The sequence below is a fragment of the Spiroplasma turonicum genome (assembly GCF_001262715.1).
In the GTDB taxonomy this organism is placed as follows: domain Bacteria; phylum Bacillota_I; class Bacilli_A; order Mycoplasmatales; family Mycoplasmataceae; genus Spiroplasma_A; species Spiroplasma_A turonicum.
This window is the reverse complement of sequence record NZ_CP012328.1, coordinates 930,388-954,325: the sequence shown is the minus strand read 5'-3', so window position 1 is coordinate 954,325 and position 23,938 is coordinate 930,388. Positions and strand designations below refer to the sequence as shown.

At 24.2% G+C, this 23,938-nt stretch carries 21 protein-coding genes and 1 pseudogene; 20 read left to right on the top strand and 2 right to left on the bottom strand.

What is annotated here, in order from left to right; genetic code table 4:
- Window position 1 precedes the first annotated feature (1 nt).
- The 3 genes from nadE to STURON_RS04175 all read left to right on the top strand — a co-directional run bounded on the left by nadE (window position 2) and on the right by STURON_RS04175 (window position 2,438).
- A complete protein-coding gene (gene nadE / locus STURON_RS04185) occupies window positions 2–751 on the top strand; it encodes an NAD(+) synthase (protein WP_075048628.1) in 750 nt (249 codons plus the stop codon).
- A gap of 67 nt (window positions 752–818) precedes the next feature.
- A complete protein-coding gene (locus tag STURON_RS04180) occupies window positions 819–1,310 on the top strand; it encodes a hypothetical protein (protein ID WP_075048627.1) in 492 nt (163 codons plus the stop codon).
- Window positions 1,311–1,514: 204 nt separating this feature from the next.
- Window positions 1,515–2,438: a dihydroorotate dehydrogenase gene (locus STURON_RS04175; RefSeq protein WP_075048626.1), complete on the top strand. Its 924-nt coding sequence runs from the start codon at window positions 1,515–1,517 to the stop codon at window positions 2,436–2,438.
- 98 nt (window positions 2,439–2,536) lie between these two features.
- Here STURON_RS04175 and msrB read toward each other — a convergent pair.
- Window positions 2,537–2,944: pseudogene (msrB, locus tag STURON_RS04170) on the bottom strand (peptide-methionine (R)-S-oxide reductase MsrB); the annotation flags it as partial.
- A gap of 155 nt (window positions 2,945–3,099) precedes the next feature.
- Between msrB and STURON_RS04165 the strand changes: the two are divergent.
- The 4 genes from STURON_RS04165 to STURON_RS04150 are packed head-to-tail and all read left to right on the top strand — an operon-like array spanning window position 3,100 to window position 6,873.
- Complete coding sequence (locus tag STURON_RS04165; RefSeq protein ID WP_075048624.1) at window positions 3,100–3,372, top strand: TIGR04561 family membrane protein; 273 nt, start codon at window positions 3,100–3,102, stop codon at window positions 3,370–3,372.
- A gap of 27 nt (window positions 3,373–3,399) precedes the next feature.
- Window positions 3,400–5,031, top strand: a complete 1,632-nt coding sequence (locus STURON_RS04160; RefSeq protein ID WP_075048623.1) for an MSC_0882 family membrane protein — start codon at window positions 3,400–3,402, stop codon at window positions 5,029–5,031.
- Window positions 5,013–6,122, top strand: a complete 1,110-nt coding sequence (gene hemW / locus STURON_RS04155) for a radical SAM family heme chaperone HemW (protein ID WP_075048622.1) — start codon at window positions 5,013–5,015, stop codon at window positions 6,120–6,122. The genes STURON_RS04160 and hemW overlap by 19 nt, the downstream gene beginning before the upstream one ends.
- A gap of 31 nt (window positions 6,123–6,153) precedes the next feature.
- Complete coding sequence (locus tag STURON_RS04150; protein ID WP_075048621.1) at window positions 6,154–6,873, top strand: hypothetical protein; 720 nt, start codon at window positions 6,154–6,156, stop codon at window positions 6,871–6,873.
- Here STURON_RS04150 and STURON_RS04145 read toward each other — a convergent pair.
- The gene (locus tag STURON_RS04145; RefSeq protein WP_075048620.1) at window positions 6,859–8,700 is read right to left on the bottom strand and encodes a hypothetical protein; all 1,842 of its coding nucleotides are present in this window, start codon (window positions 8,698–8,700) and stop codon (window positions 6,859–6,861) included. The genes STURON_RS04150 and STURON_RS04145 overlap by 15 nt on opposite strands.
- A gap of 224 nt (window positions 8,701–8,924) precedes the next feature.
- On the opposite strand from STURON_RS04145, the gene STURON_RS04140 reads away from it, so the two are divergent.
- The 13 genes from STURON_RS04140 (at window position 8,925) to STURON_RS04080 (ending at window position 23,926) form a co-directional block, all read left to right on the top strand.
- On the top strand, window positions 8,925–11,072 hold the full coding sequence (locus tag STURON_RS04140) for an ATP-dependent Clp protease ATP-binding subunit (RefSeq protein ID WP_075048619.1): 2,148 nt from the start codon (window positions 8,925–8,927) through the stop codon (window positions 11,070–11,072).
- Between the two features lie 62 nt (window positions 11,073–11,134).
- The gene (hrcA, locus tag STURON_RS04135; protein ID WP_075048618.1) at window positions 11,135–12,154 is read left to right on the top strand and encodes a heat-inducible transcriptional repressor HrcA; all 1,020 of its coding nucleotides are present in this window, start codon (window positions 11,135–11,137) and stop codon (window positions 12,152–12,154) included.
- 2 nt (window positions 12,155–12,156) lie between these two features.
- Complete coding sequence (locus STURON_RS04130; protein WP_075048617.1) at window positions 12,157–12,801, top strand: nucleotide exchange factor GrpE; 645 nt, start codon at window positions 12,157–12,159, stop codon at window positions 12,799–12,801.
- A 20-nt stretch (window positions 12,802–12,821) separates the two neighbouring features.
- Window positions 12,822–14,612, top strand: coding sequence for a molecular chaperone DnaK (gene dnaK, locus STURON_RS04125; RefSeq protein WP_075048616.1), 1,791 nt, complete (start codon window positions 12,822–12,824; stop codon window positions 14,610–14,612).
- A 55-nt stretch (window positions 14,613–14,667) separates the two neighbouring features.
- Complete coding sequence (dnaJ, locus tag STURON_RS04120) at window positions 14,668–15,816, top strand: molecular chaperone DnaJ (RefSeq protein WP_075048615.1); 1,149 nt, start codon at window positions 14,668–14,670, stop codon at window positions 15,814–15,816.
- 95 nt (window positions 15,817–15,911) lie between these two features.
- The gene (locus STURON_RS04115; RefSeq protein WP_075048614.1) at window positions 15,912–16,616 is read left to right on the top strand and encodes an ABC transporter ATP-binding protein; all 705 of its coding nucleotides are present in this window, start codon (window positions 15,912–15,914) and stop codon (window positions 16,614–16,616) included.
- Window positions 16,606–17,487: an ABC transporter permease gene (locus STURON_RS04110; RefSeq protein ID WP_075048613.1), complete on the top strand. Its 882-nt coding sequence runs from the start codon at window positions 16,606–16,608 to the stop codon at window positions 17,485–17,487. Before STURON_RS04115 ends, STURON_RS04110 begins: the two co-directional genes overlap by 11 nt.
- Before the next feature lie 15 nt (window positions 17,488–17,502).
- On the top strand, window positions 17,503–19,209 hold the full coding sequence (locus STURON_RS04105; RefSeq protein WP_075048612.1) for a hypothetical protein: 1,707 nt from the start codon (window positions 17,503–17,505) through the stop codon (window positions 19,207–19,209).
- Window positions 19,205–20,323, top strand: a complete 1,119-nt coding sequence (gene mnmA / locus STURON_RS04100; RefSeq protein ID WP_075048918.1) for a tRNA 2-thiouridine(34) synthase MnmA — start codon at window positions 19,205–19,207, stop codon at window positions 20,321–20,323. Before STURON_RS04105 ends, mnmA begins: the two co-directional genes overlap by 5 nt.
- A gap of 40 nt (window positions 20,324–20,363) precedes the next feature.
- Window positions 20,364–20,987: a hypothetical protein gene (locus tag STURON_RS04095; protein ID WP_075048611.1), complete on the top strand. Its 624-nt coding sequence runs from the start codon at window positions 20,364–20,366 to the stop codon at window positions 20,985–20,987.
- A gap of 79 nt (window positions 20,988–21,066) precedes the next feature.
- Window positions 21,067–21,321 carry a hypothetical protein gene (locus STURON_RS04090; RefSeq protein WP_075048610.1) on the top strand — a complete coding sequence of 85 codons (255 nt, stop codon included), beginning with the start codon at window positions 21,067–21,069 and terminating at the stop codon, window positions 21,319–21,321.
- A 734-nt stretch (window positions 21,322–22,055) separates the two neighbouring features.
- Complete coding sequence (locus STURON_RS04085; RefSeq protein WP_075048609.1) at window positions 22,056–22,493, top strand: hypothetical protein; 438 nt, start codon at window positions 22,056–22,058, stop codon at window positions 22,491–22,493.
- Window positions 22,494–23,134: 641 nt separating this feature from the next.
- Complete coding sequence (locus tag STURON_RS04080) at window positions 23,135–23,926, top strand: hypothetical protein (protein ID WP_075048608.1); 792 nt, start codon at window positions 23,135–23,137, stop codon at window positions 23,924–23,926.
- Window positions 23,927–23,938 lie beyond the last annotated feature (12 nt).

Here is a 23,938-nt window from a genome sequence, read left to right as displayed (position 1 = left end):
AATGAATGATAAAGAACTAAACAATTATTTAGATTATCTTGTTAATTGAATAAAAGAAGAAGTAATTAATGCAAATCAAAAAGGAGTTGTTGTTGGAATAAGTGGAGGTATTGATTCTGCTGTTGTTGCTGCAATTGCTCAAAGAGCATTCCCAAATAATACAACAGTAGTTTGGATGCCATGTGAGTCTAGTGATTTGGATGAAAGTTGTAAAAATGACTTGATAAAAGAGTTAAAATTTAATAATCTTGTTGAAGTTGATCTTTATAAATCTTTTCTAACATTTAAAAATGAACTTATTAATTCTGGTGTTGAACTATCAAAACTAGCACTTGCAAACTCTAAAGCAAGATTAAGAATGACAACACTTTATGCAATTGCACAATCAAACAACTATCTTGTATTAGGAACAGATAATTTATGTGAATGACATATTGGTTACTTTACTAAGTTTGGAGATGGTGGAGTAGATTTAGTACCTTTAATTCATATGTTAAAAAGAGATGTTAGAAATGCAGCTAAAATATTAGGAGTTCCTGAAAGTATTATTAATAGAGCACCAACTGCAAGTTTGTGAGAAAATCAAACCGATGAAAGCGAAATTGGATTTAGTTATGATTTAATTGATGATTACTTATCAAATAAAAACGTTGCAAATGAAGTTAAAAATAGAGTTGATTATTTACATAAAATTTCACATCATAAAAGAAATCTTGCTAAAAAACCTTTACATTATAAAGAACTAAAATAATTTTATAAATAAATTGATAAAAATAAATAATTTAATAGATAATTATATAAGTTAAGGAGATAAAAAAATGACAGAATCACAAGCACAAGCAATAAGTAACTACATTGATGAATTACCAGATGAAACTGCGGACAAAATGTTTGAAGAATTAGTTGCAGGTATGAGTTCATATTTTGCTATTCTAATATTCGGAGAAGAAATAGATAAACTTTATGATCCAATGATTAATGAAGGAAAAACTTTAGAAGAAATTTCTAGTGAAGTTAAAAAAATAACATTAGAAGGTGAAGAAATATACTCAAATTTAGTTGGTTCACTTCAAGAAGAAGGGGATGCAGAATTTTTTGCTGAAGATTGTGTGCAATCAATATCTTTTAATCCAGAATACCCAGAAGTAATTGTTAATAAACTTAAAGAGTTAGAGATAGAAGAAAGTGATTTCTCTGCAAATTTAATAATTAATTTCAGAGATCAATTTATAGACTTCTTTTTAAATGATATTGATATTGATGAATGAAAAAGCGATATCATTGATGCATTAGTTGCAAGCTGAAATTAAAACTATTTTATATAAATAAAATAGTTTTTTTATATTAAGGTTTATATTTCAACTTTTATGTATATAATATTAATGAAAAGTATACTTTAAATTTGTCCAGTGAGGCAAATAAGTAATGTCATTTTTTCTTTATTAGAGACATTATTTTGCCTATCATTTAGATAGGCTTTTTATTTGAGTACACTTTTAGAATAAGGAGAGAAAATGAATAAATTATCAGTTAACTTACCAGGGATAGAATTAAAAAATCCAATAATAATTGCATCAGGACCACTGATTCATGGTGAGTATTTTAATAGTGTTTATGATTTATCAGAATTAGGTGCAATTACAACTAAAACAGTTACTTATCTTCCAAAGGAAGGAAATAAAACACCTAGATTTGCATCCATTGAAGGTGGATACATTAATGCAGTTGGTCTAAAAAATATTGGCATAAAAAAGTTTGTTGAAACTAAAATTGAGTTGCTTGAAATGATGAATGTACCTGTCATAACAAGTATTGCAGGTAATTCTATTGAAGAATATGTTGAGATGGTTGAAATGCTTAATGACGCAAAAGTAATTAATGCAATTGAACTAAATGTATCTTGTCCTAATGTAAAAAAAGATAGTATAATTATGACTTCAAATTATGATTATTTAAATGAGTTAATCACAAATGTTAAAAAAGCATCGCATAAACCAATTTATGTAAAATTATCACCAACAGAACCTGATATCGTTCAAACAGCAAGAGTTTGTAAAGAAGCTGGAGCAGATGCATTAACAATGATAAATGGACTTAGTGGTATGAAAATAGATATTAAAACTATGAAACCTGTTTTATCAAATAAGTTTGGAGGAGTAAGTGGATCATTTCTAAAACCTTTAGCAATTAAATTAGTTTATCAAGTTTCAAGCGAAGTTGACATTCCTATAATTGGGGTTGGAGGAATCGCAAATGTTGAAGATGCTATTGAAATGTTGATGGCAGGTGCAACTGCTGTTGGTATTGCAAGTGCAAATATGTGAGATCCATTAGTTTGCTACAAAATTGCAACAAAATTAGAAGAAGAATTAAATAAACTAGGATTTAGCTCTGTTCAGGAGCTTATTAATAAAGTTAAGGAATCAAGAAAAAAATAAGATTTAAGTATAATGCATATAAAAATTTATTTTATAAAGATTAAAAAAACATATTTTTAAATTAAGAATATGTTTTTTTAATATAGTTAATTATTAATTTATTTCACATATTTTATATAATCTTGATAACCTTTATCTTCCATTTCTTCTAAAGGTATAAATCTTAAAGATGCTGAATTTATACAATATCTCAAACCACCTTCTTCAATAGGACCATCTGTGAATACATGCCCTAAGTGTATATTACTATTTTTTGTTCTAACCTCAGTTCTATGCATATTATGTGATAAATCTAACTTTTCTTTAACAACAACTTTTTCTATTGGTTTTGTGAAACTGGGTCATCCACAACCTGAATTATATTTGTTTGTTGATGCAAATAATGGTTCACCACTTAATATATCGACATATATTCCTTCTCTATGTTCATCTCAATATTTATTTTGAAAAGGTGGTTCAGTTGAATTGTTTAGTGCTACATCATATTCAATTTCTGTTAATTCATTAGGTGTTAATTTTTCTCATTTTTCTTTCATAATTACTCCTTTTTAAAGTTTAGGTTTAACTTATATATTTATTTATAAAATTATTTAAATTTTATGGTAATATAATAACAATTGTAAACTAACATTGCAATTAAGGGCTAAAAAAAGGTGATTATATGATTAACTTATTAGATTTTTCTTTTAAAGTTTTAGACTTTTCATTATCACTGTGAGTTGTATTATTAATTTTTTCTTTTATAGGAATTATTTGTTTAGTATCATATTTATATATACTATTTAAAAAAAATCGCAAATTTATTTATGAAAAAGAAGAAGTTAGTGCTGATGAATTTAAAAGATTAGAAAAGTTTGAAAACTTACGTAATGATTTTGAAATTGAAATCGCTAAGGTTAGAAAAACATATAAATCAAATTTAAAAAGAAAATAGAATAGTCAATAAAAAAGGGGCATTTTTATGGGCAAATGAATGGATTTTATAAAACCAAAAAGTCAAACAAATAATCAACAACCACAAAATGTTGGTAATTTTTCATTTCCTAATCATTCACCTCAAAATTATTATGGTCAGAATTTTCAACAAATTGATAATCAATCACAACAATATTCTTTAAACAATAACCCAAATCAAATTTCACAATATAATCAAAATCAACAAAATTATAATAATCAACAACAATTTAATCAGTACAATCCTTATATACAACCTCAAAATAATATACAACCCCAAAGTAATATACAACCTCAAAATAATTCTGAAAATATTCAATCTTATCAAGAAAACTTATTAAAAAATAGGACAAAATATAATGAAAATTATAATAAATTAAATCTAGAACAAAACTACAATCAATATCAAATGCAAAATAATCAATATTATAACCCCACAGTTAATCAAAATTACATTCCTAATAAATATGATAATAATTACAGATCTCAAAACCAATTTTTGAATAATTATAGACAAGACCGTTTAGATTTTGAAAATAACAACTATATAAATGATAATAACTATCAAAATTATTATCAAAATGATTTAAATTTACCTAGCAAGTATTTTGATCCATATAATAATTCATATTTACAAAATAATAATATGGATTATCAACAGCAATATAATAGACCTATTTATTTAGATAATTACAACAATTACAATGATCAAATGCAATATGGTTATGAAGAGTTCTCAAATATTAATCAATTTCATAATAATTATCAAAATATGAACTTTAATAATGTAAATTATGCACCATCAAGCTCAAACAATTATAATCCTTATAGAATTGATAACACATACAAAAAAAGATTAAAAGAAGCATCAATTATACCTAAAGAAATTGGGCGTGAAATTAAAAGCGAAAAGTTGAGAGTATTTTTATTATTTGTAGTTGGTTTAGTAGGAATTTTAACTACATCACTTATGTTGGCTGTATATTATAAAACTGATGATTCAATTTCTAAATTTATTGGATTAAAAAAAGAACAAGTAATGTATCCTTTCTTTTCAATACTTCTTTTAATTATTTCTGTAGGATTTTTCGGAATTAGTTTAACTGATTTCACTCTGTTATTTTCAAATGTAAAGAAATATGAGAGAGATTTATTAATGGGAAATGAGTCAATACCATATTTTATAACTAGAAATTATAAAGCATTAATTTCTAGATCCATTTATATAAATTGAATATGTTTTTCAACTTATATATTCGGTTCAATAGTGCTTGGAATTTTATACACATTGCAAACTCAAGCTGGCAAAACTGCATATGTATTATTTTGAACAATTGGAACTTTAAAAACATTAGAATCAGAAATTACTGTAAATATAATAGTTTTATTAGTAGCTTTATTGGTTCATGTAGTTAATATAATATCAACAAGAAATAGAAAAAATAATATTATCTCATATTATGGATATGAAATAATACCAGAACAAGAAATTAAAAATATTAAAAAAAGAGCTAATAAAATATGTATTATTATATTTTGTATAGTTATACTATTGCTTTTATTTGTAATTCTAATTCCTTGATTAATTATTAGAAGAAAAAAAGGACAGTCATTAAAACCATGAAAATTTGGTCAATAAAAAAAGATATTAAAAGTTTATATGTTCACATTCCATTTTGTGAACATATTTGCTTTTATTGTGACTTTGTAAAGGTCAAAAAACCTACAAAAAAAGAAGAGTTAATTTATGAATATTTAGATAAATTAGAACTAGAATTAAATTCTTATAATGATAAATTAGATTACATTCAGACAATTTATATTGGTGGTGGAACACCCAGTTGTTTAGATAATGAACAAACTATTAGAATGTGCAAAATACTTGATAAGTATACTAAGTATGTTTCAGAATACAGTATTGAATTAAATCCTGAATCAGTTACATATGACAAATTAAAAATTTATAAAAAACATAATATAAATAGATTAAGCATTGGTGTGCAAAGTTTTGATAATGAACTATTAAAAAAAATTGGTAGAGTACATGATAATTCTAAAGCAATTGAAGCATATAAAACTGCTCGTAAAGTTGGTTTTAATAATATAAGCATTGATTTAATGTATAATTTGTTTGATCAAAAACCCAACAATATCTACACAGATTTAGATTATATAAGCAATTTAAAACCAGACCATATTTCATGATATTCACTAATAATGAAGGAAAATTCAGTTTGAGGTAAAATGAAATTAAAAAAACCATCAAATGATGAAGATTTTGATAATATAGTAAACAATGGTCTTAAGGACTTGGATTATTCAAGGTATGAAATATCTAATTATTCTTTAACATCTAATAAAAAATCTATTCACAACTTATCATATTGGAACTGTGATTTATTTGCAGGAGTTGGTGTTGGAGCAAGTGGATTTGAATTTATTAATAATAATTTTTATTTAACAAATAACAAAGGAAATTATCTTAAATACAATAAAGAATATGAGTTAGTAAGTACTAGTGATTTATACTTTCAAATAATGATGATGGGTCTAAGATTAATTGATGGTATTGATATTAAAGAAGGACTTAACAATAAAGCATATTTATATTTTCAAAAGCCTATCAATGATAATATTAAAGAAGGTTTATTAACTATAATGAATAATAAATTAATGTGTACTGCTAGAGGAATAAATATATTAAATGAAATTTTAGTATCATTTTTATAATTTTAAATCGATTATTTAATAGGGGAAGCATATGAATCAAAAAATTGCTTATTTAAATAATATCAATATAAAAAATAAATTTGATGGTTATAGTCATTTAATATTGCCAAAAAAACTATTTACAACTTTTATGAATTTAAGCATTTCAAAAGTTGAATACGAGTTAGAACAAATTATTAATATATCAATAAAAAAGAAAAATTTTAAACAATTAGAAACTTATACTAAAAAAATTGGTATTAATGATTTATTTATAAATAAATTAATAAAAAATTTAAAGCAAAACTTAGAAAACACAAATTACAACTATAGTATTGACATTATTAATTTATTAAAAATTTTAGTTATTTTAACTTTTAGATATGATCAAAATATTTGATTTTCAATAACTGAAAAATACAAAACACTTAAGCAACCCTTAGACAGTTATATTTCAAATAACAAAATTATACTTTTTATAATGGATAGAGAAGCTCTTAATGCAAAAGGAATTCATTTTGATAATGAACAAATTTATATTTTAGATGAATTAAGAAAACTAATATTTAACTTTGACAAACTATTAAGTTTTAACTTTGAACATTTTAAAGATTACAAATACTTGCAGTTAAAATATTTCTTAATTCAAGTTAGTCTACTTAAAAATTATAATAACTCTGAAAAAAGTATTTTAAAATTAATGATAAATGTTTATTTTCAATTATTTGTAACATTTATGAAAGAAAAAAATCAAAATTTATATTTGAACTAAATTTTGATTTTTTTGATTTATTATATAAATATTAATTAACAACATAACTAGTGAAGTTAATAAAAGTATAGAGATTAAGGTTATAATTGTATAAATATTAATTGTTACTAACATAAAGAATAATATAAATAGAATAGCAATTATCAATGAAAACATAACATTACCAATTACATGATCTAATATAAATGCTCCATTTAAATTTTCATTATTGAGGATTTTTTTATAGAAATTATTTCTTGTTCTTTTTAATATTATGTATGCAAACCCTATAAGTAACTGTGAGAAAATTAAAACAGATTTATAATATAGATTTACATTATTTAAATTAATAAATACATTTGAAATAATAAAAGTTAGTAATATAATAAATGCAATCAAATATAGACTATTAGAAAAGTAATTTCATGATTTAGTGTTATTCTCATTTACTTTAATTAAATAACCAAATGATCTACCAATGTAATTAACTAAATATCCCAGAATTATATAAATGTACAATTTATCTTGTATTAAATTGTAACTTACATTATTATTATCGAACCAAATAAGGAATAAAAATATTAGACCATATTCAAAAAACTTCTCTATACCCATATAAAAATTTTGAGTAAAAATACTTATCATAAATCTTTTATTATTAAATGCAATTTTAAAATCTTCTTTATTAACATTTAAAACATTACCTTCATTCATAATGTTTTTGTTTAATATCATTATTGAAACTATTAATAATGATAACAACATAAAGTAAGTTAAATTATATATTGGATTAACAAAGTTATCTAATATAAATGGAATTGGTATTAATAAAAAACCTATCATTGTTAATAATTTATTAACAGTGATTTTTTTGTTAGTTCTAATACAATAACTTTTAATTATTTCAATATTGATAGGAATATAACCGGCAATAAATATACCAAATGTTATTAATCCAAAAATTAATAATATTATTGCAATAGTATTATTTTTTAATACAAATGATGTCATAGTTAAACCAATTGCTAAAAGCAAACCAATTGAATTGTGAATTAATACAATTCTATTACTTGTTTTTTTCTTTAACTTCATTCATAATGGTGTAAAAAATAACATTAGTATTGGAATAATTAATATTAAAGCAATATAATAATGGTTAAAAGTTTTATTTAATGCAAATGGTACAAAAGAAAAGAAACTTAATAATAAATTCATTGATAATACTAGAGAAATCATTTGAAAATTATAATTAATTTTCTTATCACTATAATGATTCATTTTGCTTACCTCTATTTCTACATATTTTACATAATCATTATTTATAATTTTTAAATGTCTAGACGATAATTTGTATATAACCTTTTCAATTTTATTAAAAATTAGTATTGGTAATATAAGATATAAAACAAATATAATGTGAATATCAATTGTTTTTGATAAGTAAATTGCTAGTGCTTGTTTATAATCAGTCACTGAATATCAAAGTAAGAAAATTAAACTGTGATATACCATACTAATTAAAATAAAAAAAACAAAAATTAACCATCTTTGTTTTAATAAATGCTTTCTAGTTAAAGTAAATAAACTAAAAACTATTAAATTTGTTAATAAGTAACTAATACCATCAAATAAAGGTGTTTTATATAAAAATGAAATAAAACTAGTACATATTGTTATCATAAATACAATATCAGCTTTCATTATTAAACAAAGTACACCTATAATAAGAAATGAAAATTCTATTCCTGGTAATAAGTAAAATATTAAATTTATAACAGTTAAAAAAGCAGAAAACAAAGCACAAAAAGTTATTTTAAAAATAAGATCACTTCTATTGAACTTTTTCATTGGCCCTCCTCTAAATAATTAATTTAGAGGATATTTTTGCAAATTATTCATGCTTTTTATCAAATGTCTCATTTTTACCTCATAAAGATATTAACATCTAACTTTAAAAGTGTAAAAAATTTAAAAAAATTAGCACTTATATATTGACATTGCTAAAAATATTAGTATTATTATATTGTTTAGCAAACAAGTGTAGAGAGTGCTAATCAAGAGGGAGGTATAATATGGACTTTAATCAAAGACCGGACCCAATGAATGACCCAGATATTTTAAATAAATATACTAGGAATTTAACATTGGATGCAAAAGAAGGAAAAATTGACCCAATAATTGGAAGAGATGACGAGATAATGAGAGTTATCCGTATTTTAAGTAGAAAAACAAAAAATAATCCAGTCCTAATTGGTGAACCAGGAGTTGGTAAAACTGCAATTGCTGAAGGTTTAGCTCAAAGAATCAACAAAGGTGATGTACCAAGTAATCTAAGAAACAAAAAAATATTGGAATTAGATATGGGTAGTGTAATGGCTGGAGCAAGTTTTTTAGGTGATTATGAAGCTAGAATTAAAGGTATTGTAAATGCAATTCAAAAAGAGAATGGAGAAGTAATTTTATTTATTGACGAGCTACATTTAATAGTGGGTGCTGGTAAAACAGGTAATGGTGGAGGAATGGATGTTTCAAATTTACTTAAACCATCATTAGCCAGAGGTGGAATAAAAGTAATTGGTGCAACCACTTTAAAAGAATATAGAGAATATATTGAAAAAGATGCTGCATTAGAAAGAAGATTTCAAAAGGTATATGTAAGTGAACCAACTATAGATGAAACAATATCTATTCTAAGGGGCTTAAAAGAAAGATTTGAAACTTATCATGGAGTAAGAATTCATGATAACGCTCTTATTGCAGCTGCTGTTTTAAGTGATAGATATATTTCAGATAGATTTTTACCTGATAAGGCTATTGATTTAGTTGATGAAGCAAGTGCGACAATTAAAACAGAAATTGCTTCAGTTCCAACTGAACTTTATCAATTAAATAGAAAAATTATGCAGTTAGAAATTGAAAAAGCAGCATTATCAAAAGAAGTTGATGAAAAATCAACTGAAAGATTACAACAATGTGAAAAAGAACTTGAAACTTTAAAGAAAAGTCAAGAAGAGTTAAATTCAAAATGAGAAAATGAAAAAAAATCACTTGCAAATATTAACAAATATAGATCAACAATTGATTCATTGAAGTTGGAATTAGAAAGCGCTCAATCAGAAGGAAAATACGAAAGAGCTGGTGAAATTCAATACTCTTTATTACCTGCATTACAAAAACAATTATTAAGTTCTTTAGATAATAATAAAGAAAAATTAATGTCAGAGGAAGTAACAGACGATGAAATTGCTAAAATTATTTCAAAGTGAACTGGAATAAAAGTTGAAAATCTAATGGAGTCTGAAAAACAAAAATTACTACATTTATCAACAAATCTAAGGAGAATGGTTAAAGGACAAAATCAAGCATTAGACCTTGTTTCGGATGCAATTTTAAGAAGTAGAAGTGGTATAAAAGACCCAAACAAACCAATTGGTAGTTTCTTATTTCTTGGACCAACAGGTGTTGGTAAAACAGAAGTAGCTAGATCATTGGCAAAAACTTTATTTGGTAGTGATAAAAAAATGGTTAGATTTGATATGTCAGAGTATATGGAGAAACAATCAGTATCAAAATTAATAGGTTCTCCACCAGGGTATGTTGGTTATGAAGAAGGTGGAAGATTAACTGAAGCAATAAGAAGAACTCCTTATTCAATTGTACTTTTTGATGAAGTTGAAAAAGCACATCCTGATGTATTTAATATTTTCTTACAAATATTAGATGATGGTAGAATAACTGATTCACTTGGTAAAACAGTTGATTTTAAAAATACAATTATAATAATGACTTCTAATATAGCTTCAGAATATTTGATGAGTACGCCTAGCGAGTTAATTGATCAAGAAGTGATTGACAAAGAACTAAAAAAATTCTTTAGACCTGAATTTGTTAATAGAATTGATAATGTAATTACTTTTAATTCATTATCTAAAGAAATAATTAAAGAAATAATTATAAAAACATTAAATGAGCTAAAAGAAAGAGTACTAATTAACAATGATTATTTAGTAAACTTTACTGAAATCGTAATTGATAAAATACTAGATGAAGGCTTTAATAAAGAATATGGTGCTAGGCCTATAAAACGTTATATTGAAAAAAATTTAGAAACATTAATTGCTAGAGCCATTGTATCTGAAGAAATAGAGCCTAAGAGAAATTATGTTGTTGATGTACAAAATAATAATTTTGTTATAACTTCATCAAATAAATTAAATTAGCACTTGAATAATTAGAGTGCTATTGGTAAACTATGATTGTGTGTTTTTAATGGAGGAAATAGATGCTATCAAAACGTCAAGAACAAATTTTAAAAGCAATTATTGATGAATATATTAAAACAGCATCTCCAATTGGTTCTAAAAGAATACAAGAAATTATTGAAATAGAAGTCTCACCAGCAACCATAAGAAATGAATCTGCATTTCTTGAGGAACAAGGTTTTATAGAAAAGGCCCATACTTCATCAGGAAGAGTTCCATCAACAAAGGGATATAGATATTATGTTGATAATCTTATGGAAGTTAACAATTACGACAACATTAAAACTAAAATTGAAAAAATATTTTCAAAAAGAGATTTGTCTATTGACGAAATTTTAGACAAGACCTCTAACTTAATAAGCGAAATGACAAAGTTGGCAACAATAGTTGTTACTTCAAATGAAATTGATGAAGTTAAACTTTCTAAAGTTGAATTAATACAACTAACCAATACTAAAGCGGCAGTTTTATTTGTACTATCTAATGGTCATATTCAAAATAAAACTATAAGTTTAGACCAAGTTGCATTAAATGATCTTACTATTTCAATAGACCTTTTCAATGAAAGATTAATTAACTCAAAAATTTCTGAAATTGAAACAAAGTCTCAAGTAATCATTCCAATATTAAAAAAACAAGTAAAAAAATGTGAATTTATATTGCAAACATTGGTTGGTGCATTAATTCATACAGAATCTAATAAGTCAAAAACTAGTGGAGTTAAGTATTTGCTTGAAAATCCAGAGTTTAATGATCCAAAAAAAATTAAAAGTATCATTGAATTTATTGAAACTGCTTCACCGTTTGCATGGTTTAATTCACAAAGCAAAAAAAGTTCAAAAACATCTGTTGCAATTGGGTTTGAAACAGGTATAGAAAATGATGATTTCGCTGTTGTAAAGACTGATTTCACAACTGAACTTGGTAATAAAGCTGCACTTGCGCTTGTAGGACCGAAAAGAATTGAATATGATAAGGTGTCTGATTTACTTGATTGAATTCGAAAAAAAATAGAAAGTAAGTTTTTAGGAGAGGAGTAAAGATGGAACCAAAAAATAGTAAAGAACTTTTTGATTTAATAGATAAATTAAAAAGAGAAATAAATGGAAATATTGAAAACGAAAAACAAAAAGTAAATAAAAATATAAAAAATCAAGAAAAACTAGATCAAGAGAAAACCGAAATTGACAACGAATTAAAAGAAGAAAAAGAAATATCAGACATCGAAAAACTTGAGTACTGAATAGTAGATTTAGTTGAAAAAAATCAGAAGTTAGAAGAAGAAAAACTAATGGCAGTAGCAGATAGTCAAAACACTGTTAAAAGATTTCAAAATGAATACTTAAACATCAAAAAATATGCAGGTGAAAAACTAGCATCGAATATATTACCTGCTATTGATATGTTTAGAAGTGTATTAAATTCTTCACCTGAAAATCCTGAAATTAAAAATTATTTAATGGGGTTTGAAATGATTGTAAGTCAGATAGATCAAGCACTTTCAAATTCAGGAATATCAAGAATAGATGTAAAAGAGGGAGATGATTTTGATCCTGAATTGCATTCTGCAATTGAACAAATTGAAACAGAAAAATTTAGCAGTGGTAAAATCACAAATGTTATATCAAACGGTTATAAATTACATGATAGAGTTATAAAACATGCAAATGTAAAAGTTGCAAAATAAAAATTAGGAGGAATATTAAAATGGCAAAAGAAAAAATTATAGGTATAGATTTAGGAACAACAAACTCTTGTGTTGCAATAATGGAAGGTGGTCAACCAATGGTATTAGAAAACCCTGAAGGACAAAGAACTACACCATCAGTTGTTGCATTTAAGAACAATGACATTATAGTCGGTGGAGCAGCTAAAAGACAAGCAGTTACAAATCCAAACACTGCAATATCAATAAAAAGAGATATGGGTACAAATAAAAAAAGAAATCTTGAAAATAAAGATTACACACCAGAACAAATATCTGCAGAAATATTAAGATATCTTAAAAAGTATGCCGAAGATAAATTAGGAACTAAAATTAACAAGGCTGTTATAACTGTTCCTGCATATTTCAATGATGCACAACGTAAAGCTACTAAAGATGCAGGTAAAATTGCAGGTTTAGAAGTTGAAAGAATTATAAATGAACCAACTGCTGCAGCTTTAGCATATGGGATTGACAAAAAAGATAAGGAAATGAAAGTCCTTGTTTATGACTTGGGTGGTGGAACATTTGACGTTTCATTGTTAGAATTAGCAGATGGTACTTATGATGTTTTATCTACATCAGGAGATAATATGCTTGGTGGAGATGATTTTGATAAAAAAATCATGGATTGAATAGCTGATAAAATTAAAAAAGAAGCAAATATTGACTTATCTAAAGATAAAATGGCTTTACAAAGATTTAAAGATGAAGCTGAGAAAGCAAAAATAAATCTTTCAAGTCAATTAGAAACAGAAATTAATTTACCATTCATAGCAATGAATGAGAATGGTCCTGTAAACTTCTCAACAAAACTTTCAAGAGCAGAATTTGAAAAAATGACTAAAGATTTAGTTGAAAGAACTAAAAAACCAGTTCAAGATGCATTAAGTGAAGCTAAGTTAAAAGCTACTGAAATTGATCAAGTATTATTAGTTGGGGGTTCAACTAGAATACCTGCTGTTCAAGAAATGGTTAAATCATTATTAGGTAAAGAACCTAACAGAACTATTAATCCAGATGAAGTTGTTGCAATGGGAGCAGCAATCCAAGGTGGGGTTCTAGCTGGTGATGTTACAGATGTATTGTTATTAGATGTTACACCACTTACTTTAGGTATTGAAACTATGGGTGGAGTTATGACACCATTAATTCCAAGAAACACAACAATTCCTACTGAAAAATCACAAGTATTCTCAACTGCGGCTGACAATCAACCTGCTGTTGATATTAATGTTTTACAAGGTGAAAGACCTATGGCTTCAGATAATAAATCATTAGGACAATTTCAATTAACTGGTATAAAACCTGCTCCAAAAGGAGTTCCACAAATTGAAGTAACATTCAAAATTGATGTTAATGGTATTGTTTCAGTTACTGCAAAAGACAAAGATACAAATGAAGAAAAAACTATAACAATTTCTAATTCAGGAAGCCTAAGTGAAGATGAAATTAAAAGAATGGTTAAAGAAGCAGAAGAAAACCATGAAGCTGATGAGAAAAAACGTAAAAACATTGAATTAAAAAATAAAGCAGAAAGTTATTTAAATATTATAGAATCTTCATTAAATGAAGCAAAAGATCAAGTTAATGATGAGCAAAAAAAACAATCAGAGGAATTAGCAAAAGAAATTAGAGAGTTAATTGCAAAAGATGATTATGAAGGTCTAGAGAAAAAAATGACTGAATTAGAACAAGCAATGAAAATGGCATCAGATATGATGGCTCAACAAGCTCAGAATCAACCTAATGAACAAATAGATGATTCAAATAAAGAAGAAGATAAAAAATAACAACTAAAGACAACCATTTGGTTGTTTTTTATCAATAGATATATAGGAGTTTATAATGGCGAAAAAACGTGACTATTATGAAGTATTAGGTGTTTCTAAAAATGCTAGTGAAGATGAAATAAAAAAAGCATATAGAAAGTTAGCTAAAAAATATCACCCAGATATTTCTAAAGAGCCTGATGCAGAAGATAAGTTTAAAGAAGCAACCGAAGCTGCAGAGGTACTGTTAGATGATAAAAAAAGAAAAGCATATGATCAATTTGGACACGATGGTTTAAGTGGTTTTGGATCTTCATTTAGTGGTTTTGGATCTGGTTTCAGTGACTTTTTCTCAAACATGGGTGGTGGAAACGATTTCTTCTCAGATATTTTTTCAAGTTTTTTTGGTGGAGGAAGTAGTTCAGGATTTTCTTCAGGCTCAAGAGCATCAAACTCAAGAAGTTCAAGAGCTAAGGATATAGTAATTGATGTAGATTTAAATCTAAAGGAATTAATGTTTGGTGTTGATAAAGAAGTTAAATTAGATTTAGTATCAGAATGTGAAACTTGTAATGGAATTGGAGCTATGTCAAAAAGTGACATTACAACTTGTGACACTTGTAAAGGTCAAGGTGTTGTTACAGTAGTTCAAGACATGGGGATAGCAAAATTTCAAACTCAACAAGCTTGTCCAAAATGTAATGGAGAAGGAAAGATTATTAAAAATCCTTGTAAAGAGTGTAAAGGTGATGGTTGTTTTGTAAAAAATAAAACAATTAAAATACCAATTCCAAAAGGTTTAACACCAGGTCAACAAATTGTTATGAGAAATATAGGTAATTATTCAACTGTTTCAAAATCAAAAGGCAATATATATATAAATATAGATTTACGTTCATCAAATAGGCTAAATATTGTAGATGATTATGATATTAAATTCAAATTTGATTTAAGTTATATAGATGCTTTGTTATCTAATGAAATCACAATAACTACACTTGATGGTAATAAAACAATTAAAATCCCAAAAGGAATAAAAAATGGTGATGTTATAACTGTAAAAAATCATGGTTTATATAAAGGTGTTAAAAGCTCGAACAGGGGTAACTTATTATTAGAGATTAACATTGTTATTCCAGATACATTATCTAAATCCGAAAAAGCAGCGTTTGAGTTACTTGAAAAAGAAACTGAATTTAAAGTAAGTAATAATTTATTAGATTAATATGAACAAAACCAAAAGTATTCTTTTGGTTTTGTTCATAATTACTTAAATTAGCAATAAAGTCTTAAAAATGTTAGAATTAAATAGGAGAATATATGAAATTAGTGGAAATAAAAAACTTAACTAAAAGCTTTAAAAACAAAACTATTTTGCAAAACATTTCATTAACTATTAATCAAGGTGAATCTGTGGCAATTCTAGGAAAAAATGGAGCAGGAAAAACAACCTTAGTTGAAATGATTGCTAAAATTACTAAACCAACAAAAGGTGAAATTATAATTAACATTGGTAAAAATTTGAAACAAGAAATTGGAATACAATTTCAAGAGGGTAATTGACCTTCTGGATTATGCGCCAAAGATATAATAGAATTTTATACATCAGTATTTCCTAATTTTTCAATTAAAAAATTTGAGGAATTGGATAAAACATTTGAAATAAAAACATTTTATAAAACTCCTTTAAATAGGTTGAGTGGTGGTCAAAAACAAAGGTTTAATGCATTATTATCGATTATAAATAATCCCAAGTTGATTGTATTAGACGAATTAACAACTGGTTTAGATATGGAATTGCAATTTAAAATATTAAACTTTTTTAAAGAAGTTGTTTCTAAAAAACAAACTCTTATAATTGTTTCTCATCATCCTGAAGAAGTAGAAAAATTATGTAATAGAATAATTATTATAGATAATAAAAAAGTACTAATGGATAAATCTATTGAGGAAGTTAAAGAACAATTTAAAAATGTTAGAAATTTAATGGAAATGTTTTATAGAGGTGAATTAAGTGAAAAATAATAAAAACACTGAAAGAATTAGTTTTCAAAAAGATTTTAGTTTTAAACAAAGTTTTTTAATTTCAACACAATTATTCAAGTTAATTGGTAAATCATTTTATAAAAATGTAAGAGGGCCTTTATTTACATATGTTGTTCCATTGTTTTTTACAACTTTATTTTATTTCCTTTTTTCAAAAGAGAATTCAACAAATAAAGGTAGCACAATTTTAGGTTACTTAGCACTACCTTGTCTAACTACTATCACCTCATTATCTTCTTCAATTGTAGAATGAAAAAATTCTATATTCTTAAAGAGAGTTGATACAACTGGTATAAGCAAAAAAAACTTTGTTTTCAGTTTATGATTATTTTACTTTTTAGTAGGTTGATCAGGAGTTATTATAGAAATATTAGCAGGTATGATTATTGGAGGTAAAGATGTAATCGAACTTTATAAGGATATGAATTGAGGTATCTTTATATTGGCAATAAGTTTAATTGCTTTAATGGCAATCGGAATTGCTACATTAATTGGTGGTAATGTTAAAGACAGTGGAGCTTCTGAAGGTATAGCAATGATAATATACTTCACTTGTATATTTTTTTCAGGAGTTATGCTTGATCCAAGATTGTATGAATCTGTTGAAGGGGTAAGAATATTTTCATATTTAATACCTTTAAAATACCCAGTTGCTTTATTGTTGTATTCACAATATAATTCTATTGATTGAAACAAGGCTGGTTTTAATATTGGTAGTTGAGTAGATAATGGCGATGTAAAATATGAAAACTTTACTAGCACTTGACAGCCATTATTAGGGGCTATATTAATAATAGTTTTATTGTTTATAATATCTTCACTAACATTCAAATGAAATAATAAAAAATAAAAGTAGGTGATTAAAATGTCTGAAAAAATTAAGGTTTTAAAAATTCTAAAAGAAGGTTATGATGGAATAATTGAAGATGAGGATTATGAAGATGACGAAAGGTTTTGATTTGAAGATGATTTAGACTTTTCAACAACATATGATTTAAACAAAACAATAGACATCAATGAAATTAATGAAATTAATAAAAATAATAAAATATCTTTAATTCAAAATCCAAATTCAAACTTTTTTAAACCTAAAGACAAAACAATCACTTTTAATAAATTCGACTTACAAAAGCCAAGATATGAAAGTTTTAGTATTCAAGATAAATATGCTTTTCAAAAACCATCTAAAATAAGAGAAGAAATTATAACTTTAAGAAGAGCAGCTTATGAACAAGAACAGCTTGATAAAGATAAGTTATTAAATAAAATTAATGTTAAATTAAAAGATAATTTTAAAAATTACAAATTATCTCAAACAAACGAACCAAAGAGTAGTAAAAGTAATTTAAGCTATTATGATAAGATTGCATCAGATCAAATTATAGATAAATTAAAAGATTTTATTACTGAAGAAATTGATAAAAAATATAAAAAAGCAGAAAATAATGTTGATGAAACTCCTAATAATAAAATAAATGTTGTTGGTACTAGTGATAAAAACAAGACTAATCAAAGTTTAAAAGAAATTATAAGTGAAGATATTATTAATAATGATTCCTCATTAGAAAAAAAAGAATCAACTGAACTAGATATGCAAGAAATAAAAAACAACTTCTCTAAGATTAAAACAAAAATACGTTCAGATTTTCAAAATTCACGCTTTAAAAAATATTTGCACAGTAAAGATTACAAAAACAACAAAACTGCTTACCAAGAATATAAAAAAAATAATGAGCAATTTTATTCTGAAAATATGACTAAAGAAGACCAAGATTTCTTTAATGATTTACAAAAAAGCTTTGGTAAATTTTATGACAAGTTAAATGATGACATTGAAAAAGAGCATATCGATAACTCTGGTGTAAATAATGATTCTGAAAAACAAGATAATAAAAACTCTTTTGTGAATGAAGAGTTATTCGAGTCTAAAATGAATGATATGTTAAAGCAAACTGATTTATCTACAAGTGATAATAGAACTGATTCTATAAATAAAAATAATAAACAAAGTGATTTGCAAGAAAATATTAACAATAGCGAAATAACATTAAATAACAATTTAAATGAATCTAAAAAAAATATAGTAATAGATCAAAAATTAAGTGAAGAATCAAATGTTATTGAAAAAATGCCTAAAAAAAATATTTTAAAAGAAGATGATTCAAAAATTTTAGAAGAATTAAGTTCAGATTTTAAAAAAGATAAGACAAAATCTTTAAAAAATAAAGAAATTAATAAAAGAGTCCCTATAACAAGTGATTATGATTATACAGTTAGTGATACCTTAGATGATTTTAATAAAGTTTTAAATAATTACAGTTCAAAACAAGAATTAAAAGAACATGTAAAAGAAATTTTTGAAAATAAATCATCAGATACAACTCAATTATTAAGTAAGATTGTCCAAAAAGCAAAAAAATTAAAAAATGAAGACACAAATAAAGATATTGTTGAATTTAAAGATTTTGAAAGTTTATTAGATGATTCAAAATATATTAAAAATATTTCAAAAATTGCAAAACAAGAAAAGAAGAAACTTAAAAAGTTAAATAAAAAAGGTGATAGCAATTAAAAAGAAAGTAATTGTAGGTCTTAGTGGTGGAGTAGACTCATCTGTATCTGCTAAATTATTATTAGATGAAGGATATGATGTTGAAGGTCTGTTTATGAGAAACTGAGATAGTAATATTAATAATGACTTTTTAGGTAACTCATTTAATGGAAATATATGCCCTCAAGAACAAGACTATAATGATGCAATTCAAGTTGCAGAAAAGTTAAATATTAAAATACATAGAGTTGATTTTATAAAAGAGTATTGAGATAAAGTGTTTGAATATTTTTTAGAAGAGTATAAAAAAGGTAGAACACCCAATCCTGATATTTTATGCAACAAATTTATTAAGTTTGACTTATTTCTTAAACATGCAATAGAACAACTTGGTGCAGATTTTATAGCAATGGGCCATTATGCAGGTGTAATTTATAATGAAAAAAACAAAGAGTTTGAACTTTTAAAAGCAGTTGATGATAATAAAGATCAAAGTTATTTTTTGTCTGAATTAAATCAATTTCAATTATCTAAAACATTATTTCCATTGTATAAATATACAAAGCCTGAAGTCAGAAAAATAGCATCAAATTATGGTTTGAGTGTTGCTAATAAAAAAGATTCAACTGGTATATGTTTTATTGGAGAAAGAAACTTTACTAAGTTTTTACAAAATTATATTCCTAACATTCCTGGAGATATAATTGACATTGAAACAAATACAAAGCTTGGATCTCACATAGGAGTAATGTATTATACAATTGGTCAAAGAAAAGGTTTGAATTTAGGTGGTTATAAAGAACCTTATTATGTTGCAAAAAAGGACATTGAGAAAAAAATCCTATATGTATCATGTCAAAGTGAAACAAAATATTTATATTCAAATGGTTGTTTGGTTAGCAATTTCAATTGAATTATTAAACCAAACAGTTATTTTTTAGATGATGAATTTACTTGCTCTGCAAAGTTTAGATACAGACAAGAAGATGTAGATGTAAAAGTTTTAAAAATGGATTCAAAAAATTTAAAAATAGTTTTTACAAAGCCACTAAGAGCAATTACAGAAGGGCAACAAGCAGTATTATACCTAAATAATATTTGTATTGGTGGTGGCATTATTGATAGTGTTTTTTAAAATTTTATTGTAAAATTAAATTGTATTAAGGAGATTATCTATGAGTGAATTAATGACACCCGCTATTATTGGGGTAGTTATAGTTATAGTTTTAATATTTATTGTTGTTTCATCTATCACAAGTAAAAAAGCACAAAAAGTTGAGCAACAAAAACGAAAAAAAATAGTTAGAGAAGAAATAAAAAGTTACTTATCTAAAAGTAATAATTTAAAAAATGTAAAACTGGAATATGAAAAAGTTTATGCAAGAAAAGGACCTGAATACAAGTATAGAGATGTTTTTGATGTAGTTGTTAACATTTTTGAAGCAAAAACAAATAAATTAATGGCAACTAGATCTTTTGAAGTTGAAGGAATTACTACAAAAGAAGGAAAGAAAAATTATACAACAACTTGACAAGTAAATAAAGAACTTGAACTTGAAGATACCAGAAAAAGAATTGCTATAGCTGAGAAAAAAGTTAAGTTAACAAAAGAAGAGAAAAAAGTTTTAAAAGAAGAAGAAAAATTAAGATTAGTGGAACAAAAAACACAAATGAAAGAAGAATTGAAAACTTTAAAGGAAGTAAATTCTAAACAAAAAAATGACTTAGAATCAAAACATCAGATTGATAAAGCAATTAAAGACACTACCGTTAAGTTTATTCCAAGAAGAAATAAATAATATATAATCTAGTTTAATTAACTAGATTTTTTATTATTAATTAATTACAATAAAAATATAAATAGATTGGATTAATATAATGACTACAGAGAAATGAATATTTTTAGGTTCTGCAATTGGTTTTTTAATAATAGCAATAATTTTAATAATATTGAAACTAGTTTTAAAGAGTAAACAAAATAAAAATACTAGCACTATTAAATTAGATAAATCTTATAGGGGCGGGTTAGCTGGTATATGAAGTTTTACAAAAGAACATTTTTTAACCTTCAGTATTTTAATATGTTTTGTATTTGCTGGGTCATGTATATTAATAATAGTCGTTTCTAAATAATAAGTATTTTAATCAATTTTGACTTAAAAAATAAATATATTTATAAGTATTAATAAATTAAAGAAAATAATATTTAAAACTAATTAATTATGATTTAAAATAATTAACTATTTTCAATAAAATGTTTCTTATTTACTCTTATTGTAAACTTAAAAGTAATTTTATATAATAATAATGTTTATATAAATGATTTATTATCTTAAATATAAATATAAAGAATGGATATATAAAAAAACATATACAAAAATATTTTTAAATTCTAATCTTTTATATACAAAACAATAAAATAGAGTATCATAACAATGATTATTTATACTTATCAACAAGAAATAGTTTATCTAAAAAAATCTAAAATAAGTTTTATTAGTTTAGAAAATTGATACTCTTATAAAAATCATATAAGAAGTTAATTAGACAAAGATTATAATTGTGATTCTATTGGAAATTATATTTTAATTAAATTAAATTAATTTACATAATAAATAATAAATTAATTATTTTACAAATTTTGTAGAAAATGGTTTTCAATCATCATTATCATCAGTTAAATTAAACTTTTTTATTAATTTTAATCATCAATTATGCAAAGACTATAAATACTTTTAATTATTAATTTTATAAATTTAAGAATAGTAGCACTTATATTTTAATTCTTTAAAAGTTGCAGTTTCAATAATGGTGGTTAGTTTAAAATTTAAGCTTGTTATAGCCGTATTAGGGAGATCAGAACAATCATGAAAAAAGTTTTTTTATCAATTTGAAAAATAAATATAATTGGGTATTTATTACTTTCTATAACTCAAATAATTATTTTGGTTTTTGGTATTATAGATATAACATATTCAATTAAAAATAATAAGGAACCAATAATTTTTAGTTACAATGATTTAACTATTTATATAATTTTATTTTTCTTCGAAGTATTAATTTTTCAAATAAGAGTTAAATTTATTCAAGTGTTTAAATATAACATTGAAACAAATAAGAAAATTTTTATAACAAATTTATTTATGTTATTTGTTCCAGTAGTAAGTTTTTTATCTTATATAATTTTTATTATATTTAACCAAAAACAATTTAAGTTAAAAAGTATAAATTTGAATAATGATGAAACATATAATCTTATATCTATTGGTAAATACGATGAATTTAAGGATAAAGTTGCTAAATAAATTTTAAAACATTACAAATAAATTTAAAATGTTTGAGCTATTTTTAGTTTTAAGTGCTTTAATAAAAAATAAATTCTATCTTTAAATTATTTAAGAATAAATTTAAACTAGAAAGAGCTTTAATTTTTATGCTAATCATAGGAATAAGCTAACGAAAGTAAAAAGTAAATCAACATTTAATAAATCAAAGTTTATGATTATATCCGGGTTATTTAATTACTAATTCTTTAGATTTTATTTAATTACTTTTAACATAATGATTTATTAACACTATCTACAAAAATAAAACACTTTTTTGTTTATATAAAATATTTTTATATAAATAAATTGTAATATAATAATAGTAGTTAAAAGATTGAAAGGAATCATAAGAGATGAATAATAGTAAGTCTAATAGGAAAGTTAATTATTACAGTTATTATTTTTAGTTATGTTCAATTTTTAAATAATAATACTCTTGATAAATAAATAATAAAATAAAGATATATCAAGATATTTAAATAGAATATATTAAATGATTTTAAAGACAAATTATTAACAACTATAATAACTTAAAATATTTGTGATTTTACCAAAAGGAGTTTAAAGTAATTATTAGTATATTTAACTATTAGTTAAATTTAGAAAGAAGTTGAAATTAAATGAAAGAAAAAAATTATCAGTTACTTTTACAATCAATTTATTTACTTTATATAGTAACTGGTGTAGGTTCTATAATTTATAACATTATTAATGATCGTGCCCCAAATATTACTCAAAGTTATACTGAAACGATAGTTTTATATTCATTCACAATCAGTTATACATTAATTTTAACTATTACTTTGTTTGTGTTAACATTAATGAAAATTAAAATTATCCCAGAAATAGTAGAATTGATCTCAATTATTAGTTTTATAATGTTTGTACTATCAATTTTAACAACAAAAGATGGTGTCATTATAGTTTTTCTACCATTCTTTTTTATATTGGCTATTTTATTTTTATTTAAAGAAAAAATAGTTAAAGGTTCAAATATTAATGAAAATGTAATTGAAAACAATCAGGAAGAAAAAACATCATTAAGAAAAAATTTACTAAATGGGGAGTTTAAAAAAGCTCGTAATATTTTTTACTTTAATTATTTAGCTTTTTTACTTTTGGAAATATGACTTGTATATTCTATAATAATTAATCAAAATGTATTCAGCTTAGGAAAATATTCATTTATAATTTATGCTATAGTTTTAGTTTTGTTAGAATTTAGTTCATTTTATATTAGAACTAAAATGATTTATATTTTTAAAGTTGAACATACTACTAATTTTGATATTAAATTATATAATTTATGTAAAATAACAATGTTTATCCCCATATGTCATTACTTTTTTTGAATACCTTGTTTTATAATCAAAATTATAAGCTTGAAAAAAAGAAAAGTTATTTTAGTATAAAACACTTTTATT